The 9629-nt window shown below is 66.9% G+C and carries 9 protein-coding genes; 2 read left to right on the top strand and 7 right to left on the bottom strand.

What is annotated here, in order from left to right; translation table 11 throughout:
* The 5 genes from ACY34I_RS39330 to ACY34I_RS39310 form a co-directional block, all read right to left on the bottom strand.
* A partial coding sequence (locus tag ACY34I_RS39330) for a hypothetical protein (protein WP_462760453.1) occupies positions 1–1265 on the bottom strand: 1265 nt, incomplete at its 3' end.
* 338 nt (positions 1266–1603) lie between these two features.
* Positions 1604–2050 carry a molybdopterin dinucleotide binding domain-containing protein gene (locus ACY34I_RS39325; RefSeq protein ID WP_222870684.1) on the bottom strand — a complete coding sequence of 149 codons (447 nt, stop codon included), beginning with the start codon at positions 2048–2050 and terminating at the stop codon, positions 1604–1606.
* A gap of 155 nt (positions 2051–2205) precedes the next feature.
* Positions 2206–2841, bottom strand: a complete 636-nt coding sequence (locus tag ACY34I_RS39320; protein ID WP_370518025.1) for a molybdopterin oxidoreductase family protein — start codon at positions 2839–2841, stop codon at positions 2206–2208.
* Positions 2842–2891: 50 nt separating this feature from the next.
* A complete protein-coding gene (locus tag ACY34I_RS39315; RefSeq protein WP_462760450.1) occupies positions 2892–3920 on the bottom strand; it encodes a hypothetical protein in 1029 nt (342 codons plus the stop codon).
* A 25-nt stretch (positions 3921–3945) separates the two neighbouring features.
* A complete protein-coding gene (locus ACY34I_RS39310) occupies positions 3946–5901 on the bottom strand; it encodes a DNA/RNA non-specific endonuclease (protein ID WP_462760448.1) in 1956 nt (651 codons plus the stop codon).
* Positions 5902–6173: 272 nt separating this feature from the next.
* Here ACY34I_RS39310 and ACY34I_RS39305 point away from each other — a divergent pair, with 272 nt between their 5' ends.
* Positions 6174–6500 (top strand): hypothetical protein, encoded by a 327-nt coding sequence (locus tag ACY34I_RS39305; protein WP_462760446.1) that lies wholly within the window; start codon positions 6174–6176, stop codon positions 6498–6500.
* A 153-nt stretch (positions 6501–6653) separates the two neighbouring features.
* Here the strand turns inward: ACY34I_RS39305 and ACY34I_RS39300 are convergent, their stop codons facing one another.
* Positions 6654–8285: an alpha/beta fold hydrolase gene (locus tag ACY34I_RS39300; protein WP_462760444.1), complete on the bottom strand. Its 1632-nt coding sequence runs from the start codon at positions 8283–8285 to the stop codon at positions 6654–6656.
* Positions 8286–8601: 316 nt separating this feature from the next.
* Here ACY34I_RS39300 and ACY34I_RS39295 point away from each other — a divergent pair, with 316 nt between their 5' ends.
* Entirely contained in the window at positions 8602–8775 is a 174-nt protein-coding gene (locus tag ACY34I_RS39295; RefSeq protein WP_264998549.1) for a hypothetical protein, read from the top strand.
* Positions 8776–8998: 223 nt separating this feature from the next.
* On the opposite strand, the gene ACY34I_RS39290 is transcribed toward ACY34I_RS39295, so the two are convergent.
* Entirely contained in the window at positions 8999–9559 is a 561-nt protein-coding gene (locus tag ACY34I_RS39290) for a zinc ribbon domain-containing protein (RefSeq protein WP_462760455.1), read from the bottom strand.
* Positions 9560–9629: the final 70 nt, after the last annotated feature.

The raw sequence follows: 9629 nt of genomic DNA, 5'->3' as shown, positions 1-9629 counted from the left end.
CAGACAGGTTCATGATGATCGACGGGCGAGTCGGGCATCTCGTCGGCGGTTGAGCGGAAGAGCGTCAAGTTGATCGGACCGGAGGCGACCACCCCTTCATCGTTGTACCGTAATTGCAGGCTCAGTTCATGCACCGATGACCGATCCGCCGCGATGCTGATGAGGAATCGGTCGCTCTCTCCTGGTGCCAAAGAATGGGACACCGGGAGAGTCTCGATGTAATTTTTACCATCGCTACGGAGTTGCACGAGATACTTGTGTGACGGCGGAAGTGGTGCACCGGCCCCGGGCTCGTTGAGGGATATTGCCGATCGAATCGCGTTCGTGCGACGAGTGTGCGACCCGTCTATCTCGGCTTGGTCGTACTGCAGCGTCCCGGCGAGCTCCACATGCCCGTCGGGAAACGGGCCGAGAGCGCGAAGTCGCAATGTCTCGTACTCGGCCCTGTCCAGCCGCCACAGCTGGTGACCTGACGAGTCATCGACGAGTCTACCTAGCCCCACGTCCCTGCGTATTAAGTAATCTCCATAGCTGTACCCTAACCGGCTCAGCTTCTCCAGTAGCGGTACATCGACGCCTACATCAAGAAACTTCTCCTCCAAGGGCACGGTGGTCTGTCCACCTGCCGGCACGTCGAAGTGTGCCTCGAATTCTTTCCCCCCGTCAGGGCCCCCGGGCCTTCGGAGTTGGAAACGCAAACAGCAATTCGTCATAGGGCCCCAGCCCAAATTGAGGAGGTCAAAAAATGTGCCGTACGTCACCCCGTGAAGCACCGGTACGGGGCGTGGATCTGGTTGGGACGCCTTGACGTGCAGCGCCGCCTCGTGGAACAGAACTGTCCTGTTCGAGTTGTTGACGATTTTGATATCGAGGATCGGCCAGTGGAACGACTCCTCCCACGGGCTGTGCCAATAGTGTAGTGGCGTGATTTCGCCGCCATCGCGTACCGAATTCAGATAGGGGATCTCCGGCTCGATCAACAGCATTCCGCCGTCGTGTCGAGCTGTGTAGCGCAGGCTCCCCGCGTCGTCATACAGGGTAGAAGTCGGGTCCTCGTGGGTGGACACGATCAAGGTCGGCTCCGCAGGCGCCTTTTCGGGTCTGCCCGTCAGCAGAGCCGCTGCCGCCAGGACAAGACTGCCAATCCCGGATATCCAGCTTGCAAACTCTATCGCCTGGCCGCCCCAGATGAGGGAAGCCGTGATCAGGCAGGCCGTTCCAACCGCTGCGATTGTCGCCCACAGATACCACGACCGGCGTCTCATCCAAGCATTTTCGTTGAGACTGCTGGCTGTGTCGAGGCTGATTGCCGCATCCAGGAATCTGCAGTGAGAGGCGATCGGCTCGTACCGGGAGTACCCGCTCGCCGTCGCGATCCCCTTGCTCGACGGCGGCACGTGGTGGCCGCGGCCCGCGTTCGTCGGTTGGCAACACGAGTGGATCACCTACGTCAGCAACCGCTGGCCGACACCGTCCAAGCAACAGGCGTGAGGGAATCAGCACCCCGGATGGCCGGTGGGACGGGAGAGAACATGAGCCGGAACAGGTGGCTGGTCGCAGTGGTGGCGGTCGGGGCGTTGCTCGCGGGCTGCGGCGAACGGGCTCAGCCGGAGACGACCGCTGCAGGTAGGGCCAGGCCGCCGTTCCCGAGTCGACTGCGGGTGGGCTGCAGGTGGACCCAGTCGGGCTGATCGGTTCCTGGACGCTGGCGGGGGTCGACGACGGCGCGAGCCGGGGCCCGATAGGGACACCGCCCAATGCGGAGAGGGCTCAGGGATACGGCGGTGATTTTGTATTCGGGGCAGCCGGTTTCGGTGTCGGTGGCGTCGGAGGTGAGGGCGTTGGTGGGGGTGTCGGGGAAGTTGAACGCGGTGAACATCTGGCCGGGGGCGATCGTGTCGGTCAGGTGGACGGGGAAGGTGACGGTTGCGCGGCGGCTGGTCACTTGGACCAGGTCGCCGTCGCTCAGTCCGAGCCGTGCGGCGTCGTCGGGGTGCAGGTCGAGGACCTCGTCCGGGCGGAGTTGATGGTTCGGGGTGCGGCGGCTCATCGACTGCTGTTGTAGTGCACCAGCCGACGCCTGGTGATGAGGATGTACGGGAAGCTGGTGTCTGGTTGCTCTCCGGGCGGCAGGTACGGGCGGGCGGCCAGCGCGGCCCGGCCGTCGGGGGTGGCGAATGAGTCGAGGTAGAGGCGTCCCCCTCGCTAGGTTGGTTCGTGCTGCGGCAGGGCCAGTGCAGTGGCCCGTCGCGGTCGAGTCGGGTGTGAGATGCCGGCGAAGGTGGGGGTCAGTGCGGCGCATTCGGCCATCGCGTCGGCAGGGGTGGGGCAGCCGAGGTCGGCGCCCATCGTGCGGGCCAGCAGGTGCAGGATGTCGAAGTCACTGCGGGCCTGCCCGGGTGGGTCCAGCGCGGGGCGGACTCGTTGGATGCGGCGGTCGAAGTTGACGAAGGTGCCGTCCTTTTCGAGGAAGGGCACCGCCGGGAACACCACGTCGGCGTGTTCGGCGGTGGTGGAGAGGAACAGGTCGTGGTTGATGACGAGGTCGCAGGCGGCCAGTGCCACGCGCACGTTGCCGCTGTCGGGGTCGGTTTGTGCGATGTCCTCGCCGATGACGTACATGGCCCCGCACCCGTCCGGCGATGGCTGAGGCGAACATGTCCAGGATGCGCAGCCCGGGCCGGGCGGGCACGTCTGCTTGCCAGGCTCGGTTGAATCGGGCGCGGACTGCCGCGGCGGTTCAGAGCAAGCTGCTCGACGAAGGGTTGGAATGTCGGTCGCATGCGTCTGGAGGCGGGTTATGGAGCAGTTGGGGGCAGCGGCGGCTGGACGAGCTGTCAACGGTCAGGAGGGAACAAGATCAACCTTGACATTTGCGTCTGCGGGGGCCGTTACTGCATCAGCTCTGTGTGTGGGTGGTCTGGGAAGGCGGGGCAGGCGTAGATCTGTTGGTTGAACCCGGCTATGGACACCATGGCCGGGTGTGCCGGGTCGGGGTAGGTGGTGTGTGAGGCGGCGGCTTGGTCCTCGTACGGGATCCAGCTGTGGTTGCTGTCGTCCCATTCGTTCGACGCGATCGTCAGCAGCGGCACCATCTGCGTGTTGCAGGCGGGGCAGTGCTGGGGGTGGGGGTCGGTGAAGGTCCAGGGAGCCCAGCCGCCGACCTTCCAGCCGGGTGCGACGGACAACTCGTACTGGTAGAAAGCCGCCTCTGCCTGGTCGTAGGCGCTGCCTGGTTCGGCGCCAGCCTTGTGGCGCGCGCTCCACTGCTCTACTTGCTCGCGCAGGTCCTGGTCCAACTCCAGGGGTGCGGGGTACTCCACGACCTGCTCCGGGTGGACGAGGCACGGTTCTGGCACGTAGCCCTCGTGCTGAACCACAGCCGGCTCTGGGGGGGCCGTGAGGATGTCGGTGACGGCGGTTGAGGAGTGCCAGAACAGCGCGGTCTTGGGTATGTACTGTTCAGGGTGGTCGAAGGGGCACCACAACACCTGGAGCATGTCCGCCTGCTCAGGCGGGCGTAGGAGAGGCACGTCGCGCACGTAAAGCTGGGCGACCGGCAGCATGGCGATCGGTTCCTCGGGCCATGGATGACCGACATCGATCCGGTCCACCACCGCCTGCTCCTCCGGGGTGAACAGCGTGTCGCCCTGCGGCCGGTTATTTGCGGACGCCAGGATCCGTCGCAGCAGCCTAACGTCGGCCGGTGTCGTGGCGGGCCTACCGTCCGGTTCGTGAGGACCGTCGCAGTGCGGCCACGGCTCGGCGGCTGGCCACAGCAGCGGACCGCCGATCGAACTGCCATTGGGGGACGGCGAGCCGGGGCGCGGGTGCAGCCGGGTCGCCGTGCGTGCCAACGGGGCCAGCCGAGGGAACACCGCCATGATGTCCGCCGGCCGCGGTGGGGTGGTGCGGGTCATGTCGGCTCCTGGTGGCCCGGGGATTTCAGTTTCCGAGGTTGAGCAATCTTCCGCCGACGGTCCGATCGTTGGGGATGACGACTCCGCTGAACAGGGGCCGGGTCATTCCATTGCTCATCTGAACGGTAGCGCTCATGGTGACGGACTTGGGGATGGTGCTGGTGGCGTCCCGATAGTGGGGTGTCACCTGGTAGTACACCGCTTCACCTGTAGTCAGCCTGCCTACTGCGGCTTGGGTATCACTCTCGTATGTCCGCATGCTGGGCGTCCCGGTGTTCATCCCGACCTGCCAGCAGGGGACAAGGTTCACCGCGATGCCCTTCCCGCCGAGGATGTTGGCGACCAGGTGGCATCGGGCGAGCCTGCCGCCGCCGTTCGCGGCGGCGAAGATTTGCGCGTCCTGCCAGCCGGTGATGTCGCCTTGGGCGGCGCTTCCCTGGCCTCGGGGTTTGGTCAGACAGGCTGTGGCTTGGGTCGCGCGGGCGCCAGGGCGGCCCGCGGGGGCGGTGGTCTTGTTGCGGTGCGTCACCGGCTGGGTGGTGTTGAGGATCCATCCGCCTCCGCTGCTCTTCGCACCCGAGGGCCGGGAAACTAAACAGGCGGCCCTGGTGGAGGACGGCGATGGGGTTATAGGTGCGGGCGAGGCGCTGGAGCTTGGTACCGGACCGGCAGTTGGGGTTGGGGAAGGCGTTGGCTGCAGGCGACTGAGGGCATCATCGAGCCACTCCTGCAGTTCGTCGACGATCCGCTGAACCTGCACCCGCGTCATCGCACGCGCTAAGACTTCGGCTTGCGCCGCGTAGACGTGCGTACCCCGCTGATTACGGGCTCGCAGGTACCAGCTGGTCCAAGCCGGTGAGGTGTTGGTGCAGCTCAGTTGACCGGTTGCGTTGACTGGGAGCGTGCCCGTGGTTGTGCAGCCGCCTACTGGTCGGCCGTCGCCCGTCATGGTGACGGTCATGGTGGCGCTCGCGGTCTTGGGAGCCTCCAGATCCTTGCCGACGAATCGACTGTTGACAATGACGGTCACCCGGCATGCCCCGGGACCGCATCCCGTGAACTTGGCACTGCCCTTTGCGGTGAACTGGTAGGACAGGTCGAACGACTCCTCCAACTGCTTGGCATTGCTGACCAGGTCTCGGAAGAGTGAGTCCACTTCGGCTTGTCCCGTGTCGGCCAGTCGGACGCGCCCGGACAGTGCTGGCGCTGGCGCCGCAGACGTGATGCGTCCCCAACTCACCTGTCGGGATTCGCGGCTGCCGCCCGCGGCGGTCGACAAGCGCCGAGCGCCTTGCAGGGTCGGCAACTTTGGCAGCGACGGCAGGTTAGGCACGGGAGGGGCGGCAGAAGAACCCTCTCCGCTCGGTAAGTTCGGCAGGCTGGGCAGTGACGGGGGTCCGTCGGCTCTGTTCTTCGGTGCGATCTGCACCAAACGGTGCGGGCTCTGAGCGGTCACATAGATGTCAGCCTGCGAAGTAGTGGCCTTCCAGGTGTTCCTGCCCTCCACCGAGGTTGTTTCGCCACGGGAAGGAAAGGAGGTACCCGTGGCGCGTAGGCGTTCGTCGACCGCGTCGGCGAGGGATCGGGGCGTGAAGGGCTGCTGGATGACGGGATTGACCGCGGCGGCTCCCGTGATCCACTTCCCGCTCAACAAGCTGGCTTGGGCCCGGGTGGCGCCAGGCATCGGAAGGCCCTGCTGGAAGCGGAGGTAGGTCCTGCCGTCAACCGTCAAACTCTCCATGCCGATGCCAGAAAAGGTCATCATGCCCAGGGAATGCCCGCCGCTGGTCGCTCGTGTCGTGGTCGCCATGCCGCCCACGTCGGAGGTGTAGTGCACGGCCGGTGACCGCCGTAGCGCCTCGACGGCCTCTGTAAAGGCATCCTTCGTCGTCAGTTCCGGCTTCTCGCGATCAGCTGTGCAACCGGTCAACGACAGCGCCAACAATGCCGTGCCGCACGAAAGCATCTGTCGCCTGCTCATGGTGTCCTCCCCGATGGACTGATTGAGCCGCGAAGCGTTGACGTTAATCGATCGAACACGTGGGTGCTGTCCGGTACCTGACTGCGGAGTCCACGAGAAGGGCCTGGCAACGCGCCAGCGCCGGCGACTGGACAAGCTATGCCGCAGACATCAGCCGCCGAACGACGAAGAGGTGAAGGCATCGACTCGCCATCGAGCCGGTAGCGCCAGGTCGGCATCGCGCCTGGGTCGTCCCAGTCCTGACTCTGCTGCTCTCCCTGTTCCTGGCGTCCATGCTCAATGTAGGCGGCCAGGGACGGGGTGGGGCGGTCACCGGGGTGCGCGGGTCGACCGCATACAAGGTGGTCTACTTCTTTCCGCAAGTGGTGTCGGTCGTGGTCATCGCGATCGTCTGGAAGTACGTCTTTGCGCCGTCCAACGCGGGTGGTGTGCTCAACAACCTCCTCGAGGCGGTCGGTCTGGACCGGCTGACCCGGCTCTGGCTGGCTGAGCCGGCGTACCTGATCGGGATCGTCGTCGTCGTCATGACATGGTTGTACACGGGGTTCTACGTCGGCAAGGCCGGCAGCTGCTGCGGCGGCCGTGACGGCATGCCGTAACTCGGGCACCCGCTCTGCCGTAATCGTCTCAGCCAGCAACGTCGCGTCGTCGCTCCCGCTGTCCTACTGCGTGTCCGGGCTGGATCGCAGCGGGAACGAGGGCCGGCTCAGCGCGCCGATGTCGGTCACCGTGAGGTAGAAGACCTGAGACGCTCACCGGTGGCAGAACCGGGCCATCGTAAAGGGCGGGCCGGGCTGCGCGGTGGGCCGCCAGACCGGGTTCAGCGTGATCGCCAGGGTGGGTGCAAGCCAGGCATCTCCGAGCTTCTGGAGGGGGCCGAACTCGCGGCGGGGGTGGTTGACCTCGGCGCCGGCGAGGAAGGTGGTCAGGATGTCGTTGGCGCTCATCCGGCCGATGATTCCCGCGTGGAAGGTCGGTACCTCGACGACCGGAATCGGGATCGTCTGGCCGGGTGGGGCCTCGGCCGCGGCCACGGTGGGCAGGAACGCGACAACGCGTACGCCCGGGATCGGGCACAGGATATGGAAGCGGTAGAAGGGCGCCTGGTCCAGCAGCGAGCGGACGAACGGCTCGTCGGGTGTGCTGGCGGCCCGGTTGCCGATGGTCGTCACCTTGAACATCACCCGCAGCAGCCACCCGGCGGCCAGCCCCCAACCGGTACTGGCATCCGGCGGAGGATAGTAGGTGCGGCCGGCGCGGGTCAGCGGGCTGAACATTGCCAGCGCCTGCACCGGAGGGCCAGGCCGGTTCCGGAGGTAGGTGAGCGCCACCACCACTCCCTCGCTCTGTGCGATCAGGGCGATCGGCCGGCCGGTCCGCCGGTGTACCGCCTCGACCTGCGCGGCCAGCAACTGTGCGCTGGACTCCAACGATCGGTGGGTGGCGTTCGGCCGGTAGGGCAGCGGGTGACCGTGCGGGTCCAGGCCGACGTACGAGAACAGCTCCACGTTCGGATCCGCCGCAGGGCGGCCGTCGTATGCGGAGTCGTGTCCGGCGAGCAGGATCACCGCGTAGGGCACGCGCGGCGGCAGCGGCCGGGTGAAGATCGGCGGTGTAAAGGTGTTGGCCTGGTTGCCGGGTTGGGAGAGCCACTGCGACGCCAGCGGAACGGCTAGGGCGAGCACCACGACGATCGGCACGACCGGCACCCGCGGCCAACGTACCCGCTGTTGCAGGACGGCCGCGTGCACCGTCTGCCGCCAGAGCAGGCCATTGAGCGCGCCGACGGCAGCGGCGACGAGTGGCGTCCAACCTTCCGGCGTGGTCCACACCAGCGCGCCGCCAACGGTGATCACGGCGAAGTCGAGTAGCGACCAGCCGACCAGTTCAATCGACGGCAGTCCGCGCCACCACGCCCGACCCACCGACATCCGCTGCAGGAAGGGGGCGAGTATCAGCATCGGAATCAGGGCGGAGAACAGGAACCAGGACAGCGAGACCACCGACGCGGCGACCGCGTAGGCGGCGAACGGCAGGACGAGGACCGCTCCGAACGCCGCCACTCCGATGTTGCGCAGGAGCAGCGCCCGGTACGGCGGCCGTGGGCTGCGCGCTGGCCAGGCCAGGCTGACTATCGTCGCGGACAGCAGCCCACGCAGGGCGATCAGGGCCAGCAGGCCGGAGCCGAACATGAGCCAGGTGTTGTGGTAGACGAGCAGCCAGCGCATGTCGTGGTAGGAGTCGTACGGCCAGACTGCGGTGCTCTGCGGCGCCAGCCCCTCTGCCGTGAGGAACCTGATCAGCACCAGCACGAGGACCTCGGCCAGCGGAACCGCCGCAGTGATACCGAGTAGCGCCAGCAGTCGTCGGTGCGTTGATCGCACGAGCCCTCCTCCAGTGCACGTGGCGCGACGCCAACTCTGCCGCGTTCGGCGATCGCATAGGGCTGAACGATCAGATCGGTCCGTCAGTCGCCCCCTGCGGCGACCGCACCGACGACGTCGGTGGGGTTGCTGGATGGGGCGGCAGGGGCACCAGCGGGACCGCGAGGTACGGCTACGGCGCCGTGAGGCCGAGGCTGATCGTCCCGTTCACCGTGGCATCGCCATCGTCGCCCTCCAGCGACCAGACCATTGCTCCGGCCAGGCCGGCCCGGCGGATGCACACGTCTTCTGCAGCACGACCGCTGGATCGTCGTGCATGCAGAACGTCGTGCCGTCGAACACCAGGCGGGCCCGGCGCGAAGTTCGCGGTGAACGCGAAACCGTCGCAGGCCAGGGTCTTGAGCCGCCGGTAGTCCTCGTAGCCGACCTCGAAGGCGGCCAGCGCCGGCCGGGCCGCGGGCTGGAACAGGCCGTTCCCGCCCGCCGGTGACGCCGGTCCAGCCCCGGCCCTTGTACGGGATGGCGAGGACCGGCGTGTCACGTAGTACACCGCAAGCGATCCAGCGTCCCTGATCAGCTTAGCGATCCTGAGTCGGATTTAGTTTCCGGGATCGTTTCCCACCGTGGTGGGGTCGCGTGGGCGTGCAGGTGGAATCCTGCGCCCAGTGCGGCTCCGCGTGGCTGGTGGCCGGTGGTGGGTGTGCTGGTCGTGTTCACGCCCTGGTGTCGGTGGGCTGCGCGGGGCAGCCTCCGGTCCGTTGGTGCGTGTCCCTCCGGACGCTTTCCTGCTCGGTTGTGGGGTCGGGTGGGGGAGGGTGCCCTGCGTCGCCTGGGCGCGGGGCGTGGTGGCTTGCGCCGGGTGGGGCCGGTCTTCGACCGGTCGGCCCGGTGGCTCTTGGTGATGATCGCTGCCGTTTCGAGTTTGTCGGCCACGGCGCGGATGACCATGTGCCCGGTGGTCTTGTCGGTGACGGTCTTTGCCTGGTGGGTGAGGCCGCGGGCGGCGATGCGCCGCCATGCCCCGTGGTCTCGCGGTCGCCTTGCCAGCGGCAGGACTGGTTGGGACACAGGGCCCATTTCCAGCCCGTCACGGTCGGCTTGTCGGGGGCCTTACAGTGCCGCAGCGGTGTCAGGCACTGCGGGCAGTGCTTCGAGGTGTTCCGGGCAGGCGTGGTGACGACGGCGATACCGGTCTCGGCGGCGAGGTGCCGCATCCGGTCGACGATCTGCCCACGCACCTGCTGCGACAGCCGCGTGTTCCGGGTGGCGCCCATGCCCTTGGCTTCCAACGACCGCAGGTCCTCGACGTAGACGACGGTCGCCCGGGCGGCGATCGCCTGATCC

This window comes from Micromonospora sp. RTBAU3-60, from assembly GCF_054963695.1.
Note: the sequence above shows the minus strand (reverse complement) of the source record. Positions and strands in the feature narration are given on the sequence as shown.

Bases quoted from the DNA above. Each gene is read 5' to 3' on its own strand.
- ACY34I_RS39325 (WP_222870684.1), bottom strand. From the start codon at position 2,050: ATGAGCCGCCGCACCCCGAACCATCAACTCCGCCCGGACGAGGTCCTC.
- ACY34I_RS39315 (WP_462760450.1), bottom strand. From the start codon at position 3,920: ATGACCCGCACCACCCCACCGCGGCCGGCGGACATCATGGCGGTGTTC.
- ACY34I_RS39310 (WP_462760448.1), bottom strand. From the start codon at position 5,901: ATGAGCAGGCGACAGATGCTTTCGTGCGGCACGGCATTGTTGGCGCTG.
- ACY34I_RS39305 (WP_462760446.1), top strand. From the start codon at position 6,174: ATGCTCAATGTAGGCGGCCAGGGACGGGGTGGGGCGGTCACCGGGGTG.
- ACY34I_RS39295 (WP_264998549.1), top strand. From the start codon at position 8,602: ATGCAGAACGTCGTGCCGTCGAACACCAGGCGGGCCCGGCGCGAAGTT.
- ACY34I_RS39290 (WP_462760455.1), bottom strand. From the start codon at position 9,559: ATGGGCGCCACCCGGAACACGCGGCTGTCGCAGCAGGTGCGTGGGCAG.